The following is a 16,108-nucleotide window of genomic DNA, read 5'->3' as shown; positions in this document are numbered from 1 at the left end:
GCAACCATGAGCAGCACCCCGCCCCTGCACGCCTGGCTCGACACGCGCCGGCCCCTCGTGCTGGGCCTGTTCCGCATCGTCCTGGGGCTGCTGTTCGCCAGCGAGGGAGCCGCCACGGTCTTCGGCGTCCTGGACCGGAAGGCGAGCCCGGTCGGCGACTGGCCCTTCTGGTACGCCGGAGTCATCGAGCTGGCCTGCGGCGTCCTGGTCCTCCTCGGCGTCGCCACGCGCGGCGCCGCGTTCCTCAGCTCGGGCATCATGGCGTTCGCCTACTTCACGGAACACCAGAAGGACGGCCTCTTCCCCCTCCAGAACGGCGGCCTCGCCCCCGTCCTCTTCTGCTGGGGCTTCCTCCTGCTGGTCTTCGCCGGCCCGGGCGCCCTGTCCCTGGCGGGCCTGATCCGCCGCGAGACCGGCACCCGCCCCGTACGGAGAACCACGTAGCCCGCCACGGAGCTTCACCGTGACCGGGCAAGTCTCACCTCGCTTCGATAGGTTGAAGAGTTCGATGAGGAGCGGGAGTTGGGGGTTCGGCATGAGCAAAGGCCAGCAGGGCATGCCTCTTGAGGTGCAGCACATCAGGAGGGCGCTGCTGCGGGAGTTCCAGAACCGGATCTCCATGGACGACTTCGAGAAGAAAGATCCCAAGGAGCGCGAGACCGCCCTGCTGTCGAGGGCCGTTTCTGCGAAGGCCGCCCGTATCCTCGCGGACTGTACCCCGGACGAGGCAGCGGCCTGGGTGATCGACGGCCGGGACGATTTCGGCATCGACTGTGTCGCGTTCTCCGCCTCGGGATCCGAACTCTGGCTGATCCAGGCCAAGTGGAAGGACAAAGGGACGGCCGGCTTCGACACGGAGGCGGCACTCAAGCTCGTACACGGACTGAAGAAGCTCGACAATCGAGATCTCGACCACTTCAACGAACGGCTTCAACTGCTCGCGGACCGTGTGCACGGGGTACTCCGGCTGCCCACGTGCAAGGTGAACCTGGTCGTCGCGCTCATGGGCGACGGCCGGCTCTCTCCCGAGACCCGCAACATCCTGGACGAGGCGGCCAACGAGTTCGGCGGACGCGGAAGGAGCGTGGAGTACCGGGTCCTGGACCAGAGGGACTTCCACCGGGCGATCCGGGAGGACCTGGAGCCGCAGCCGATCACTCTCAAAGCAACCATGGACCGGGAGTGGTATAGCCGGGAGAACCCGTACAAGGCGGTGATCGGTGAGGTCAGCGCCGATCAACTGGCGCGCTGGTACGGCGGTGGAGGTGATGACGAGGGTCACGAGAAGGGGCACGGCGAGCGTCTCTACGACCGCAACGTCCGGAAGTCGCTGGGGCTCACCGGAGTCAACCAGACCATGGTGGAGTCGATGCTTGAGGACCCGGAGGGCTTTCTCTACCGCCACAACGGCATCACCGTGCAGTGTGACAGGATCGAGCAGGACTGGCACGCTAAGAGAGCGGTAGGCCAGCCCACCACCCTCACACTGCACAATGCCAGCGTGGTCAACGGCGCCCAGACGGTGTCCTCCGCCTTCCGGGCGTACGAGAGAGATCCCGAGGCCGTCGCGGACGCCTATGTCCTGGTGCGGATCATCTCCCTGGACGGAGCACCGGAGGGCTTCGGATACTCCATCACCAAGGCCACGAACACGCAGAACCACATGGAGCGCCGGGACTTCATCGCGATCGACACGGTCCAGAGTGAGATCCAGAAGGACTTCCGTCTCTCGCTCGACAAGGAGTACGTCTTCCGACGAGGCGAACTGGACCCGGCACCCGAGTCGGGCTGTTCGGTGACGGAAGCGGCTACGGCTCTGGCTTGCATGCACCGGGACTCGTCGCTCGCCGTGCGAGTCAAAGGCTCCACGAACGCGCTGTGGGCTGAGGGCCCGGGGGGCGCCTACACGAGGCTGTTCGGCCAGCAGCCGACCGCCCAGCAGATCTGGCGCGCGGTGCAGGTCTTCAGGCAGGTGCGGGACCAACTGACCGAACTGAGAGCCAAGTTCGCCGGACGTCCTGCCGCGATTGTGGACAGCGGGTCACTGCTGGTGGCCCACCTGGTGTTCCAGCGCATCGGCAGGGACCGGTTCGACGAGCCGGACGACGAGTGGGCCGCGGTGCTGGCCGAGGTGCCAAAGCACGTCAGCTCCGTGCTCCTTTGCCTTATCGCCATGGTCGACACTCTCTTCACGAAGAAGAGTTACGTCACCAGCACCTTCGCCAACGAGGAGCGCTGCGCGCGACTGGTCTCCGCGGTCCTGGGGGTTCTCGAACGCGGCACCGGCCCGGACTCCCCCATGAACCTCAAGGCCCTCATGGAGGACACGGCCCCCAAGCGGCAGCGTCGGCCCCAGACCGTCCGTCTGCTCGTGGACCACGACGCCATCAGCGACGGTACTCCTCTCGTCTACGCTCCGAGTACGGTGGAAGAACTGGCCATCGGCGCGTGGCTCGACGAGGATCCCCGGCGTCGCAGGGCGAGCTGGGTGAACGACCGGAAGACGCCCATCCTCTGGGAGGCCGACGGCAAGCGGTACTCGCCGACCGGACTGGTCTCCCAGATGTGGAACGCGGCCGACTGGAAGGAACAGTGGAGCGCGGTCCAGGGGCCCAAGCAGTGGATGGTTCAGGGTGAGGGGACGCTGGTGGAGATCGCCGAGCGGCTCTGGCGGGAGATCGCGGGCGAGGACGAGTCGGGGGAGGACCGGTTGGGGTAGTGCCCGGCTCGGGGCCTGGCTGCCATGGGCCGTGGCTCACCCGTCGCCGCCTGCCACCCCCTGGCGGCCTGCACTCTGGCCGACCGGGAGATGCGGCTGGTCACCGAGACCTGCCGGCGACGCTTCGGCCCCGACTACCCGATCGCACCCTCGGCCCAGCAGCTCCTCTCCCGCATCCAGGCCGAGCTCGGTCATGTGGACGTGCGGGGGCAGAGCTGATGACGGACGTCGCGGCCGGACGGGAACGCAGCCTGGGTTCCGACCACCCGCTCACGGTTGCCGGACGGGATCTGTTGAACGCGTTCATGTCGGGGCGGTGGCGCCCGCCCGGCGCGGAGGGGTGACGGGCAGATATACGGCTGCCAGGGCTGACCTCGGCGCGTTGGCGGGCCGTTCTCAGCGGAGGTGATCGACGAAGGCGCCCCAGGCGCGCGGGGAGAAGGCGAGTGCGGGGCCGCTGGGGCGCTTGCTGTCGCGGACGGGGACGAGGGCTGGGAGGTTGTCGGCGACCTCGACGCACTCGCCCTGCCCGCCGCTGTAGCTGCTGACGCGCCATATCGCTTCTGCGTAGACGTGTGAGGGGCGGCGGTCCTGGCTCATGGTGTGCTCTCCTTGGCGATGTGACGGATCAGTCCGAGAGACTCCGTGGGCGGCAACGCGGACGTGCGGGCGTCATCGAAGAGTTCGCGGTAGTGGGCCACCTCGGACTCCTGCTCCATCCAGATGTTGCCGATCGGGGTCTCCGTCAGGACGAGGTCCAGTGCTGACACCCGCGGGAAGCTCAGCAGTAGGTATGGGCCGAACATACCCGAGTGCGCACCGCGCGAGAACGGCAGTACCTGGACGGTGATGTTGGGCTGTTCGGCCATTGCCGCCAGGTGTTCAAGCTGGTCACGCATCACGGCTGGCCCTCCGACCTGCTGACGGAGAACGCCTTCGGCGAGTACGGCCCAGAGCTCCAAAGGGGCCTCGCCGGTGAGCCGTTCCTGCCGGGCGATCCGCACCTGCACGAACTGGTCGATCTCCTCCGCTGTCTGCCATGCCCGAGAGGCCACAGTGACCGCCCGTCCGTATTCCGGTGTTTGGAGGAGTCCCGGGATCAGCTGAGCCTGGAACGTCTTGATGCCGTCACAGATGTTCTCCATCTCGATGTAGTCGCGGTAGGTGTCAGCGAGGACGGCACCGTACTGGTGCCACCAGCCCTCACGGCGACGCCGGTTGGCTCTGCGAGCGAGGGAGCCGAGACGCTCGCGTGTCTCCGAGTCCTCCACCCCGTACGTCTGCATGAGAGCGATCAGGTCCGGGGTACGCACGGGCACGTGACCGTTCTCGATGCGGCTGATCTTCCCCTTGGTGCAGTCGAGGGCATCGGCCGCCTGCATGGTGGTCAAGCCTGTGGCTTCTCGCAAGCGCCTTAGCTCATCGCCCAGTTGGCGCCCAAGTACGGTGGATGGTTTGACATTTGGCATACGTAACTCCCTACCAGGGATGTTGCGGGGCTGCCCGCAGATTACCCGAAAGGGTGAATTGAGGCCCCTCCTTCCCTTCAACGTTGCGCCCTACTGCTGTTTCGCGGCACCCTCGTCATGGCGGGAGTCGGAATTCCTCTCGGCTCGCGGGGACTTGATCACCAGCTATCGACCCTCAGGGGGCGTCATGGCAGAGAAATCCAGCTCGAACGAAGTCACCTTCCGCCTGCCCCGGTCCCGTCAGAGCGTGCCGAGGTCCCGGGCCGCCTTACACGCCGTGCTCGGAGGCTGGGGCGTAGGCCAAGGCACCCTGGAGTCGGCGGAGTTGGTGCTCTCCGAGCTGGTGACCAACGCGCTGCGCGTGCCCGTGCCCCGTGACCGACAGGTGGGCGTCCGGATCGCACGGGCGCCGATGGACGGGCTGCTGCGGCTGGAGGTCAGCGACGCGGGTTCCGGCACGCCTGAGGTACGGGCGCCCGGCGACGAGGAGACCGGCGGGCGCGGGCTGCTGCTCGTGGAGGCGTTGGCTGACCGTTGGGGTGTCGAGGAGCGCGCGGGCGGGATCGGGAAGACGGTCTGGGCCGAGCTGAAGGCGCCGGACACCGTGGTCGAACCCGTCGGGCGAGAGATCGCGGCGGCCACTGTGCGGCCCGGGCAGCACGTGAGGGTGCGGGGTGAGTGGCGCACTGTCCGCACAGTACGCACCGAGCCGTATGCGACGGGTGGTCTCGCCGTCCTGCTCGGACTGGACGAGGGCCCGGCGCTCCGCGTGCCTGCGGCGGATCCACTGGCCGTCCGGGACAAGGGGGTGCTGCGATGAGCCATTACCGCCGCCCGGAGTGGAGAACCCCGTCCTCGACCCCTGCCGTACAGTGAAAACCATGTCGCGTGAGTGCTGAGATGCTCCCGGCAGGAGTGCCAGTCAGGCAACGAGAGAGGTGATGCTTTGAGCACTGCGGCTCATCACCCCATTCCCGTCCGTCGTGGGCACCTGCGCGAAGCCGCGGAGAGCATCGAGCAGGCCACGGGCATGAGTGTTGAGATCATCGGAGGAACACTCGTGATGTCCCCCAGCCCGAGCGGTAGGCACGCCGGGATCATCATCGACCTGCGCGATGCCGTCCGCCCCGGGCTCTCGGCCCCCTACGAGGCGTTCGAGAACGTGTCCGTCCCGATGCCCGGTGATCCGGACGACTACGCGACCCCGGATCTGACCATCGGCCCTCGTGCGTTCAAGGACGACGACGGCTGGCTCCTGGACGCGGACGCGGTCGAGCTGGCGGTGGAGGTCATCTCTCCGACCGAGCGGCTCAAGGGCATCAACGAGAAGACCGCATGGTACGCGGCGGCGGGTGTCGCACTCCTGCTGCAGGTCGACCCCCGGACGGGTACGTGGTCGCTGTTCGGCCGCCCCGGTGAAGGCGAGTACAGGAGCGTCGTCCACGGCAAGTACGGGGAAGAGGTGCCGTTGCCCGCCGAGCTCGGCGGCGATCTGTCCACGGCCGGCCTGGGCCTGTACGGGACGCGGCCGGGTCGCTGACCGGCAACGTGCTCTCCGCGCGGGACAGCGGGCAGGGCACGCGGAAGTGGCCGGCCCCTGGCTGGGTTCACTGGGGTCGTGAGCCGGGCGGGTCGTCGTCGGTCGGACCGAGTCCTTACCTGCGGCGACCCGCCTTCGCGGTCACTGGCCCGGCAGCGCCTCCGCTACTTGGCGGAAGTGGGCGGCGGCCTCGTCGAGCCGGTCCGCCACCTCTGAGGCGATCTCCTTGGGGGAGCCGAAGTCGCCTAGTTCCGGGGCCAGATGGGCCTTGAGGTCGAGGCTCGTCTTCGGGTGGGCGAGGAGCTCCGCCACCGGGTAACGACGGAAACGTTTCGACGCCGACTCGGTCCGTGCGGTGAAGCCGCCCTCGGGGAGGCAGGAGGCGATGAAGTCCTCGAAGTCGGCCTCGGTGACGGGGTTGCCGGTGTCGGTGTGGTGGTTGCCCGTCCGGGCGTCGTACACCCACAGGTCCCTCGTGGCGGGCTCACCGCTTGGCTTGGGAGCGGACTTCGTGAAGAAGAGGATGTTCGTCTTCACACCCTTGCGGTGGAACAGCCCGGTAGGGAGCCGTAGGAGGGTGTGCACATCGCAGTTCCTCAGCAGGTTGTGACGTACGGTGGCCGCCGCGCCGCCGCCGAAGAGGACTCCGTCCGGGACGAACACGGCCGCCCGCGCGCCCTGGGGCAGGGTGATCGCCAGGTGCTGGAGGAAGTTGGTGGGGAAGTCCCCGTAGGCCCAGAAGTCGTCGCGCATGGTGGCGTCGGGCTGGACGCCGTTGCTCTTGAACGGCGGGTTGCAGATCGCCACGGTGGGCACGACACCAGGCACGGAGCGGACCACCGGGCTCCTGCGCTTGAGCGTGTCCGCGAGTTGGACAGGGGCGGGGGCGGCGAACGGACGGCCCGTGTGCAGCAGGATGTTCAGCATGGCCAGTCGACACATCTGCGCGTCCAGGTCGGCGCCCGCGAGGGCGGTCGATGGCAGCTGGCGGTTCGCGGCGAGCATGGCGTTGTAGGCGGCGATGAGCGTTGTGCCCGTGCCGCACGCCGGGTCGATCACGATGTCCTCGGGGCCCACGCCGAGCACCTTCGTGATGGCGTTCAGGATGGGCAGGGGTGTGAGGGTCTGGCCGGTGTCGATCTTGAGGTCGATGTCGTCGCGGCAGTCGCGCAGCATCCGTGAGAAGGCGCCGCCCAACTCGGCCTGGCGGACCGCCAGCCACTGGTAGGGGTCGATCTGCTCGACGATCAGCTTGTTCAGCTCGGCCATGCGGTCGAGGTCCCAGGGCTGGGAGTCGCGGAAGACGACGCTCGCGGTCTGCCGGTCGGGGCGGTCGGTGAGGCTCTGGTCGCCGAGATCGTCCATGAGCCTGGTCAATCCGGTGTGCAGTGCGTCACCGCTGAGCAGGGCGAGGTTCGGCCAGGCATCGGCGGGCGCGACGGGCGGGTGCGCGAAGCGGGCGGAGCGCTGGGCGCGCTCGTGGTCCAGCTTGAGGAACAGCAGATAGCCGACGTGCTCCACGAACTGGAGGCGGGTGATGGCCCGGGTGCTGGTCTCCTCGCGGTAGAACTTCCAGAAGCGGTTTGCTATCTCGTCGCCGTCCCAGAGCCTCTCCGGTCGCCCGCCTGCCGCTGCTGGCGCGCTGTTGCCTCGGCCGAACCCGTTGGCCATGTGTCACCCAGTCCCTGTGTGAAGTCCCTGGCCTGGCTGTCCGTGTCCGTACCGTCCGCACGGATACAGGGGCCATGCCTCCCGTTACCGGGAGCGGGCTCCGGCAGACCCTCGGGCCACCGGAGCCCGAGTGAGGCTCGGCAGGGAGGAAGACCGGGTTACCGCTCCTGGGATGTGCTGTCGTCCGTGGTGCCGTCTTCGGAAGTGCTGGTGGTGGTGCCGGTGGAGCCTTCGGTCGCCCTGGCGTTCGCGGCCTTCTTCAACGCCTGTGCCACGGCGGTGAACTCGGCCAGGGCCGTCTCCAGGTCCTCCACGATCTCCTGTGCGATCACGTCTGGGGGAGCGAGCGCGGCGGAGGAGGCGGAGGCCGACTGAAGGACCGTCAGGTCGAGGTTGACCTTGTCACGGGCGATCAGTTCATCGTACTCGTATGCACGGAAGCGCTCACTTGGCTTTCGGGCCGAGTAGTCCGTGCCCCCCGAGTGGAAGGCGGCCACGAACTCGTCGAGGTGCTCGCGGCGCAGGGCACGTTGCTTGAGTGTGAAGCGCTGGTCGGTGCGGAAGTCGTAGACCCAGAGCTGCTTGGTCGCGGGCTTGCCGCCGGGGCGGGGTGGGCGCTTGTCGAAGAACAGCACGTTCGCCTTGACGCCGTTGGCGTAGAAGATGCCGGTGGGCAGGCGCAGCAGGGTGTGGACGTTGGTCAGGTCCAGCAGACGGCGGCGGATTTCGGCGCCCGCCCCGCCCTCGAACAGCACGTTGTCGGGCAGGACCAGGGCGGCCCGGCCGTTCGTCTTCAGCAGGGTGTAGATGTGCTGGACGAAGTTGAGCTGCTTGTTCGTGGTCTGCGTCCAGAAGTCCTTGCGGGAGGTGTACGCCTCGCCGGTGACCGAGCCGACGCCGAAGGGCGGGTTGGCGAGCACGATGTCGTAGAACTTGTGCGGCGCCTTCGCCAGAGAGTCCTGAATGGTGATCAGCGGGCGGGCTTCGGAGGTGCCGATGCCGTGCAGCAGCATGTTCATCAGGGCCAGCCGGGCTGTCTCCCGGACCAGTTCGTAGCCTGTGATGGCACCCGTCTGGAGCTTGCGTGCCTCGTCGCCGTACAGCTGCTCCTCGTAGTGCTCGACGATGTGCGCGTGTGCGGCGATGAGGAAGCCGCCGGTGCCGCAGGCGGGGTCGGTGATCGACTCGCCGGGGCGCGGCTGTAGGCAGTCGACCATGGCGTCGATGAGCGGACGGGGCGTGAAGTACTGGCCGGCGCCAGTCTTGCGGTCCTCGGCGCCGCGCTGGAGCAGGCCCTCGTAGGCGTCGCCCTTGAGGTCCTGGTTCTCGCGGGTCCAGGTGTAGGGGTCGATCAGGTCCTTGATGAGGCGTTCCAGGACGGCGGGCTCGTGGATCTTGTTCTGCGCCTTGGTGAACACCTCACCGAGCATCGTGCCGCCGTTGCGGCCCAGCTGCCGCAGGACGTGTTCGTAGTGGTCCACGAGGTCTTCGGCCGAGCGGCTGGTGAGGCTCTGCCAGTCCAGGCCCGGTGGGACTAGCGGCTCCTCCGGCATGTTCTTGCGGAACCTGGCCGGCCGGTTGGCGCGCTCGTCCGCCATCTTCAGGAAGAGGAGGTACGTCAACTGCTCGACGTAGTCGAGGGTGGAGACGCCGGAGTGGCGCAGCAGCTCGCAGTACGACCAGAGGCGGTTGATGAGGGTGGAGGTCGTCTCGCCTGCGGAGCGGCGGGGGCCTGGGGTGGTGGCGCTGTTCATGAGGGCGGGGGTGGTGCTCATTCGGGCAGTTCTCCCTGACCGGGCGGGGCGGGGCGCGGCTTGCGGGGGGCACGCTTGCGGGGTGTCTTCTTGGCGGTCGCGCGTTGGGCGCGGATCCGGTCGAGCAGGACTGAAGCGGGCTCGTCGGCGGGGTCCTGGGGGACGAGGGTGCCGGTGAAGGCAGCGTGGAGGAGAGTGGCGCGGAGTTTCGAAGAAGCGAGGCGGATCCTCACGATTTCATCGGCGAGTGGTGCATAGGTAGCTTGGGCCTGCGTCACTTCCTCGACGATTCGCTTCTGATCGCTTAGAGATGCGTACGGTACTTTTATGCCTCCGAGGATCGACTGGTTGATCTTGTAGATTCCTGCTGTTGTTCGAGCTTGGCGCTCAATCTGTTGCCTGACCTCTCTGGAATCCCAAACCAGGCTAAGGTAATTCGGCGTTGTGAATTCCGTGTCGACTCGCACTCTGATTAGTGTGTCAGGATAGGCGATCGGATCATCAAGGTCTGGAACCAGTGCTCCGCGTCCCACGAGTGCGAGTGTGCCGTTCCCGCGTGCGACTAGGAAATCGCCCGGTGAAACGAGGTAAGCGTTGGGATCGACATCCCCCCAGTCACCCCCCTTTTTAGCGGAAATGTCGACAATGCGTCCGTGGATTGCGTTCAATCTCAGGACGGGGAAACCGTCGAGAAGTGTGCGTACCGATTTCCCATTCGTCAATGGCTGTGAAATCAGGTTTTTGAGGGGGCGCTTCGAATCTGCTGTATTGGCCAAGGTGGATTCGAGGATGGCTGAATTTAGTTGGTTCACGGCGTGAATAGCTTGATCGACAGCGAGATCTCCTGCCTCGATATGGCTGATCTGCTCCTCGACTTCGGCGACAATGCGGTGCTGTTCTGCCAGGGGAGGGATCACAAGTCTGGTGGCCAGGAGCGATTTTGAAGCCACGCTTGCCTGATTGACGTGATTGTTCAGTACGGTCTTGAAGTAGCCAGTGGCCCACAGCCAGTGAAGCTGAATGGCCAGAAACTTGCTGTCCAGGCCCTCCGGCCCCCGCAACCGCGTCATGTGATTCGAGTACGCGACCGGCTCAAGAGAGTCGATCCAAGCTGTCTTCCCCACAAGTGCAGGACTGTTCGTGTTGTTGAAGAGGACGTCGCCGTACTCGACTCGCCGGTCCGACTCGTCATTTACGTACCGTGCGTCCGACAAGTCGATGACACCGTTGCGCGTGATGTTCATCGGCCGAAGATGCACGATGCCGTCACCGTCGCGGTTGTGTTTACCACTCGCGAAGCCTGGCTGGACTTCCACGCCGAGTTCCCCCAGCGTCGCCCGAACCCACCCCCCAGGCAACTTCCCACCAACCCCGCCCGGAAGCTCCTGGCCGCCGTCACCGGAATCCGAACCAAGCCCCAGCCCCAGCGTCACGCGCCCAGCTCCCTTTCCAGTTCGTCGAGGATCTCTTCCGCCCGCTCCTCGCCGAACTCCGCGAGGAATCCGTCCGTTCCGTTCATCCTCGTGAACGGGGCGTAATCGAGGTCGGCGGTGTCGAAGCGTACACGCTGGATCGTGGCCTCGGCGATGCGGTCGAGCCACCACCGCTCGGTGTCCGTGAAGGTCACGCCGGTCTGTTCCTGCCTGGTCAGCCAGGCCGTGTACCGCTCCTCCACCGCCTCCGCGTGCGGGCGCGGCGGGGTGGCGCCCTCGTTCGCGCCGCCCTCCAGCTCGTACCGCAGCAGGGCCAGCAGGTCGGCCGCTGTACGGGCAGCGGAACGGTTCGCCGTCACGGCCTCGCCCACCTGCTCGTACGACCGCCACAGCCTGTCCGCCGTCCAGGCGCGCGGCGGGCGGGCCACGGCCCGCGCCAGATCCTTCAGGCGCCGCAGAGCCTCGTGGGGCGGCACCGCCGAATCGGCTGAGAAGGCGATGGCGAGCGCCGCCATCTCGTCCCGGTGCTCCTTGACGTACGCCTGCCAGTCGCGGACGGTCTCACGTGCCGTCGACTCGTCCTCCGGGACGGCGCCGGCCGACACGAGGGCGTCGCGGCTCGTCTCGTCGTAAAGGATGTCCTTCGCGCGGCGCATCTCCAGCAGCCGGGTGCGCAGCTCGGGGTTGGAGGCCAACGGGCGCAGCGCCCGTTCGGTCACGTCCTTGACCGCCTGGTCGGGGTCGAGGCCGAGACGTTCGGCTGCCTCGCGGGTCTTGCCCTGCTCGTCGATCGAGACGGCGTCCACCATGTTGTGCACGATGTGCTTCAGCGGTACGCCCCCGGTGAGGCCCTCGATCTCGGCGCGCTCGTCGTCGGTCATCTGGATGTCGAGCTTGGCCAGACGGGAGGCGAGAGTGGAGATGTGGGTGTCCTCCGCTACACCCCGGGCGGTGAGGCGGAGGAGTTTCTCCAGGTTGAGGTCCTTCTCCGTGTGCTGCTCCAGCGGACCGGCGTCCACCTTCGGCTTCCGGGTCACGCCGACCGCGTCGACGATCACGAAGTGCGTCTTGGGGCCGACCCCCGGAGTGACGCGCTCGAACTCGGTGAGGGAGAGAGTGCGGGCGCCGCGGCCCTTCATCTGCTCGAAGTAGGCCCAGCTCTTGACGTCCCTCAGGAAGAGCAGGCATTCGAGGGGCTTGACGTCCGTGCCGGTGGCGATCATGTCCACGGTGACCGCGATGCGCAGCTGCGGCAGGTTGCGGAAGTCCGAGAGGCGCTCCGCGGGCTTCTTCGCCGCGTGGGTGATCTTCGCGCAGAAGTCGTTGCCCTTGCCGAAGACGTCCCGGACGACCTCGACGATCTCCTCGGCGTGGTTGTCGTTCTTGGCGAAGATCAAGGTCTTGGGAACGTACATGTCGTCCCACAGCAGTTCGCCGGTCTCTCCGTCGCGCTTGGCGCGCGCCGGGAAGATCTCGGTGAACAGACGCTCGCGGAAGGTCTGGATCACCGTCCGCAGCTGATCCTTGCTGATCACGCCGACGCCGACTTCCGTCGCGCCGTAGGAGACGTCCTCGTCGAAGTCCTCGTAGCGCTGGCGGCGGGTGCGGCGGTCGCGGACCGGGATGACGCCCCGCGCGATGACTCCGCCCTCGCCCGTTATCCGCGTCACGATCTCGTACACCTGGAAGTCGACGTTGACGCCGTCGGCGACCGCCTCCGGGTAGGTGTACTCGCTGACCAGGTTGCCGTTGAAGTAGCCGAAGGTCTGCGCGACGGGTGTCGCGGTGAGGCCGACGACGGGCGCGTCGAAGTACTCCAGGACGGAACGCCACTTGCCGTAGATGGAGCGGTGGCACTCGTCCACGACGATCAGGTCGAAGGACTCGGGCGGGATGCTGGGGTTGTAGCCGACGGAGATGTCGCCCGGGGTGTCGTACGAGTACTCCTCCTCGCCGTCCGCTCCCTGCGTGGCGGGGACGGTCGCCCCTGTCAGCTCCATGTACAGGCGCTGCACCGTGGAGACGACGACCTTCGCAGAGGGGTTCATGCCGTCCGCGCCGAGGCGCTGCACGTTGAACAGGTCGGCGAAGGTGCGGTTGGTGTCGGGCGTCGTGAAGTTCTCGAACTCGTTCTGCGCCTGGGCGCCCAGGTTGTTCCGGTCGACCAGGAACAGGACCCGCTCGGCCTGGGCGTACTTGAGCATCCGGTACGAGAAGGTGACCGCCGTGTACGTCTTGCCGGCGCCGGTCGCCATCTGTACGAGGGAGCGGGACTGGCCCGTGCCCTGCTGGCCCTTGCCCAGCGCCACGGACTTCTCCACGCCGAGCACCGCCTTGATCTGGGCGGGGCGCAGCGGGCGCTCGTCCAGGTCGGGCATGCGCAGACGCAGCCGGGCGCGGTAGGAGGGCGCCTGCGGGTCCTGTTCGGCCTGGCGGATCCAGCGGGACAGAGTGCGGGGCTGGTGGAAGGAGAAGATCCGCCTGCTGCGCGAGTCGGGGTCGAGGGTGTTGCGGAACCGGGTCTCGCCGCCGTCCGACACATAGCGGAACGGCAGCGGGGTGCGCCAGGCGATCAGGCGTTGCTGTGCCTCGGTGGGGTGGTCGGCGTACCGGTCGGCCTGGGCCTCGGCGGCCGTGAGGTCGGCTCCCTCGCGTTTGGCCTCGATCACGCCGACGAGCTTGCGCTCCACGTACAGGGCGTAGTCGGCGCGGCCGGTGGCGGTGGTCGTCTCGCGGACCGCGACGCCGCTGCCGCGCCGGTCGCCCTGCACGTACAGGTTGAGGCTGCCGCCCGCGTCCTGGACGCTCCAGCCCGCCTCGGTGAGCATCTGGTCGAGGCGGGTGCGTACCTGGGCCTCGGTGAGGGGCTCGCGGGCCGCCTGCTCGGCGTTCTCCAGGAGGCGGGCACGCTCGGCCACTGCCTCGGACGCGGCGGCGGGGCTGGTGACCTGCTCGCGCAGCAGCCGGGCGTCGGCCGCCGACTGGGCCTGCTGGAGAGCCGCGAGCTGGTCGTGCATGGCGGCGACCTGGCGGGCCAGTTCCTCGCGCTCCGCCGCCGCGTCGGAGAGTTCCCGCTCCGCCGCGAGGCGCGCGGCCTGCTCCGCCTGTGCCTGGGACGCCTGGCCCTCGTAGGTGAGACGGGCCTCCTCCAGCGCGCGCCGGGTCTCCTCCACCTGCGCGCGCAGGGTCATGTTCTGCGCTGCCGGGGTGCGTGCCGGGTCCGGCGGAACGAAGGTGCGCTGTTCGCGGGATCCCGTGATCAGGCGGTGGTACCAGACGCCGAGCCGGTGGCAGGTCCGCAACGCCGTGAAGGCGTCGTCCGGATCGTCGTGGCCGTCGTGGTTGGCCTTGTTGCCGAGTACGCGAACCTCGTGGAAGGCGGGGCCCACGTTGCCGTGCAGATAGCCCTCCCGATCGAGGGCGGCCAAGCGCTCGATCTGCTTGCTCCCGGAGAACTGGACACGCCCCCGACGCACCAGGTCGGAAGCGAGGGCCTCACCGAACTGCCGGGACTTGATCAGCGAGGTGTTCGGATCGGCGAAGACGTGGGCCTCGGCGCCCGAACCGTACGCGACGAGCAGCGGCAGATGCTCGTACAGGAAACCGAAGTTGCGTGATGTGCGGGCGAGTTCGGCGAGTCTGGGGTCCGGCGTCTGCGCCGCGCCACCTGCGCTCATCAGAGGGGTACCGCTCTTCCTGGGGTGCTGTACGGCGTGAGGTGCTCGGGCTGTTGAGGTGCAGTGAAGGGATCATCGAGCCTAGCGCCGGGGGTGTGCGGATGCCAGGAGTTTCGCCGTTGCCGACGGCTGAAGTCGTAGGACGCCTGCCCGGCGGTGGTGGTCCCGGCGGGTTCACGAGTGCCTGCAACCGCTGGTTCCGCCTGCTGGGTGTGGGGCCGCAGTGGGAGCAGTTCAGGGTCCACCCGCTCAGCACTCGATGATGTTCACCGCCAGCCCGCCCCGAGCCGTTTCCTTGTACTTGACGCTCATGTCGGCCCCCGTCTCCTTCATCGTCTTGATGACCTTGTCGAGGGACACCTTGTGGGTGCCGTCACCGCGCATCGCCATCCGGGCGGCCGTGACCGCCTTCACCGCGGCCATGCCGTTGCGTTCGATGCAGGGGATCTGGACGAGGCCGCCGACGGGGTCGCAGGTGAGGCCGAGGTTGTGCTCCATGCCGATCTCGGCGGCGTTCTCCACCTGTTCGGGGGAGCCGCCCAGCACCTCGGCCAGCGCTCCGGCCGCCATGGAGCAGGCGGAGCCGACCTCGCCCTGGCAGCCGACCTCGGCGCCGGAGATGGAGGCGTTCTCCTTGAAGAGCAGACCGATGGCACCGGCGGCCAGCAGGAACCGCACGACACCGTCCTCGTCGGCGCCCGGCACGAAGTTGATGTAGTAGTGCAGCACCGCGGGGATGATGCCGGCCGCGCCGTTCGTCGGGGCCGTGACGACCCGGCCACCGGCGGCGTTCTCCTCGTTCACGGCCATCGCGTAGAGCGTGATCCACTCCATGGAGCGGGCCAACGGGTCACCCTCCGCCCGGAGTTGCCGGGCCGACATGGCCGCGCGGCGGCGGACCTTCAGACCGCCGGGCAGGATGCCCTCGCGGGACATGCCGCGCGAGACGCAACGCTGCATCACCCCCCAGATGTCGAGGAGTCCGGAGCGGATCTCGTCCTCGGTGCGCCAGGCCCGCTCGTTCTCCAGCATCAGCGCGGAGATCGACAGACCCGTCTCCTTCGCCACCCGGAGCAGCTCGTCGCCCGTGCGGAAGGGGTACTTGAGAGGGGTGTCGTCGAGCTTGATGCGGTCCGCGCCGACCGCGTCCTCGTCGACCACGAAGCCGCCGCCGACGGAGTAGTACGTCTTCGTCAGCACCTCCGCGCCCGCCGCGTCATGGGCCCGGACGGTCATGCCGTTGGCGTGGTACGGCAGCGCCTTGCGGCGGTGCAGGACCAGGTCCTTGTCGAAGGAGAAGGGGATCTCGTGGTCGTCGAGGAGGCGGATGCGGCCCGATGTCCTGATCGCCTCCACGCGGTCGTCGGCCGACTCCACGTCGACGGTGCGCGGTGAGGCACCCTCCAGGCCGAGCAGCACCGCCTTGGGGGTGCCGTGGCCGTGGCCGGTCGCGCCCAGCGAGCCGTACAGCTCCACGCGGACCGACGCCACGTCGGTGAGCAGCTCCTCGTTGCGCAGTCGGCGCGCGAACATCCGGGCTGCGCGCATCGGGCCGACCGTGTGGGAGCTGGACGGGCCGATGCCGATCGAGAACAGGTCGAAGACCGAGATGGCCACGGTGACTCCTCAGAACGGGGGAGGGCGGTGCGAGGGACGGGGTACCGCGCTCACTCCCCAGTGTGCGCGGTACCCCGGAAACTGCGGGGTGTGGTCCGGTGAAGCCCGGGGTCACTTACCCAGCGTCGGGTACAGCGGGTGCTTGTCGGCGAGGGCCTTGACCCGGGCCTTGAGGGCTTCGGTGTCGTAGGAGGGCTTGAGGGCCTCGGCGATGACGTCGGCGACCTC

Annotated in this window: 12 protein-coding genes; 5 read left to right on the top strand and 7 right to left on the bottom strand. The window is 67.8% G+C overall.

All coding sequences use genetic code 11. The annotated features are described in order from the left end of the window. Positions 1-6 precede the first annotated feature (6 nt). From ACZ6BB_RS38315 to ACZ6BB_RS38305, 3 genes are all read left to right on the top strand, one after another. A complete protein-coding gene (locus ACZ6BB_RS38315; protein WP_471619730.1) occupies positions 7-444 on the top strand; it encodes a DoxX family protein in 438 nt (145 codons plus the stop codon). 91 nt (positions 445-535) lie between these two features. After that, positions 536-2,719 (top strand): AIPR family protein, encoded by a 2,184-nt coding sequence (locus ACZ6BB_RS38310; protein ID WP_471619729.1) that lies wholly within the window; start codon positions 536-538, stop codon positions 2,717-2,719. Positions 2,720-2,743: 24 nt separating this feature from the next. Further along, positions 2,744-2,938 carry a hypothetical protein gene (locus tag ACZ6BB_RS38305; protein ID WP_471619728.1) on the top strand — a complete coding sequence of 65 codons (195 nt, stop codon included), beginning with the start codon at positions 2,744-2,746 and terminating at the stop codon, positions 2,936-2,938. Between the two features lie 177 nt (positions 2,939-3,115). Here ACZ6BB_RS38305 and ACZ6BB_RS38300 read toward each other — a convergent pair whose 3' ends face one another. Both ACZ6BB_RS38300 and ACZ6BB_RS38295 read right to left on the bottom strand, forming a co-directional pair. After that, positions 3,116-3,319, bottom strand: a complete 204-nt coding sequence (locus ACZ6BB_RS38300; protein ID WP_471619727.1) for a DUF397 domain-containing protein — start codon at positions 3,317-3,319, stop codon at positions 3,116-3,118. Next, a complete protein-coding gene (locus ACZ6BB_RS38295) occupies positions 3,316-4,188 on the bottom strand; it encodes a helix-turn-helix domain-containing protein (RefSeq protein WP_471619726.1) in 873 nt (290 codons plus the stop codon). Before ACZ6BB_RS38295 ends, ACZ6BB_RS38300 begins: the two co-directional genes overlap by 4 nt. Positions 4,189-4,375: 187 nt before the next feature. On the opposite strand from ACZ6BB_RS38295, the gene ACZ6BB_RS38290 reads away from it, so the two are divergent. Both ACZ6BB_RS38290 and ACZ6BB_RS38285 read left to right on the top strand, forming a co-directional pair. After that, positions 4,376-5,008: an ATP-binding protein gene (locus tag ACZ6BB_RS38290; protein WP_471619725.1), complete on the top strand. Its 633-nt coding sequence runs from the start codon at positions 4,376-4,378 to the stop codon at positions 5,006-5,008. 72 nt (positions 5,009-5,080) lie between these two features. Then, positions 5,081-5,728 carry a Uma2 family endonuclease gene (locus ACZ6BB_RS38285; RefSeq protein WP_471619724.1) on the top strand — a complete coding sequence of 216 codons (648 nt, stop codon included), beginning with the start codon at positions 5,081-5,083 and terminating at the stop codon, positions 5,726-5,728. Positions 5,729-5,869: 141 nt separating this feature from the next. On the opposite strand, the gene ACZ6BB_RS38280 is transcribed toward ACZ6BB_RS38285, so the two are convergent. From ACZ6BB_RS38280 to ACZ6BB_RS38260, 5 genes are all read right to left on the bottom strand, one after another. Further along, complete coding sequence (locus ACZ6BB_RS38280) at positions 5,870-7,399, bottom strand: HsdM family class I SAM-dependent methyltransferase (protein ID WP_471619723.1); 1,530 nt, start codon at positions 7,397-7,399, stop codon at positions 5,870-5,872. A 158-nt stretch (positions 7,400-7,557) separates the two neighbouring features. Beyond that, the gene (locus ACZ6BB_RS38275; RefSeq protein WP_471619722.1) at positions 7,558-9,174 is read right to left on the bottom strand and encodes a type I restriction-modification system subunit M; all 1,617 of its coding nucleotides are present in this window, start codon (positions 9,172-9,174) and stop codon (positions 7,558-7,560) included. Beyond that, positions 9,171-10,586, bottom strand: a complete 1,416-nt coding sequence (locus ACZ6BB_RS38270) for a restriction endonuclease subunit S (RefSeq protein WP_471619721.1) — start codon at positions 10,584-10,586, stop codon at positions 9,171-9,173. The genes ACZ6BB_RS38275 and ACZ6BB_RS38270 overlap by 4 nt, the downstream gene beginning before the upstream one ends. Then, complete coding sequence (locus ACZ6BB_RS38265) at positions 10,583-14,263, bottom strand: type I restriction endonuclease subunit R (RefSeq protein ID WP_471619720.1); 3,681 nt, start codon at positions 14,261-14,263, stop codon at positions 10,583-10,585. The genes ACZ6BB_RS38270 and ACZ6BB_RS38265 overlap by 4 nt, the downstream gene beginning before the upstream one ends. A 249-nt stretch (positions 14,264-14,512) precedes the next feature. Then, the gene (locus ACZ6BB_RS38260) at positions 14,513-15,880 is read right to left on the bottom strand and encodes an L-serine ammonia-lyase (RefSeq protein ID WP_471619719.1); all 1,368 of its coding nucleotides are present in this window, start codon (positions 15,878-15,880) and stop codon (positions 14,513-14,515) included. Positions 15,881-16,108 lie beyond the last annotated feature (228 nt).

The organism is Streptomyces sp. NPDC041108, assembly GCF_055592645.1.
The sequence above is the reverse complement of the archived record's forward strand: the minus strand, read 5'-3'. Positions and strand labels throughout refer to the sequence as shown.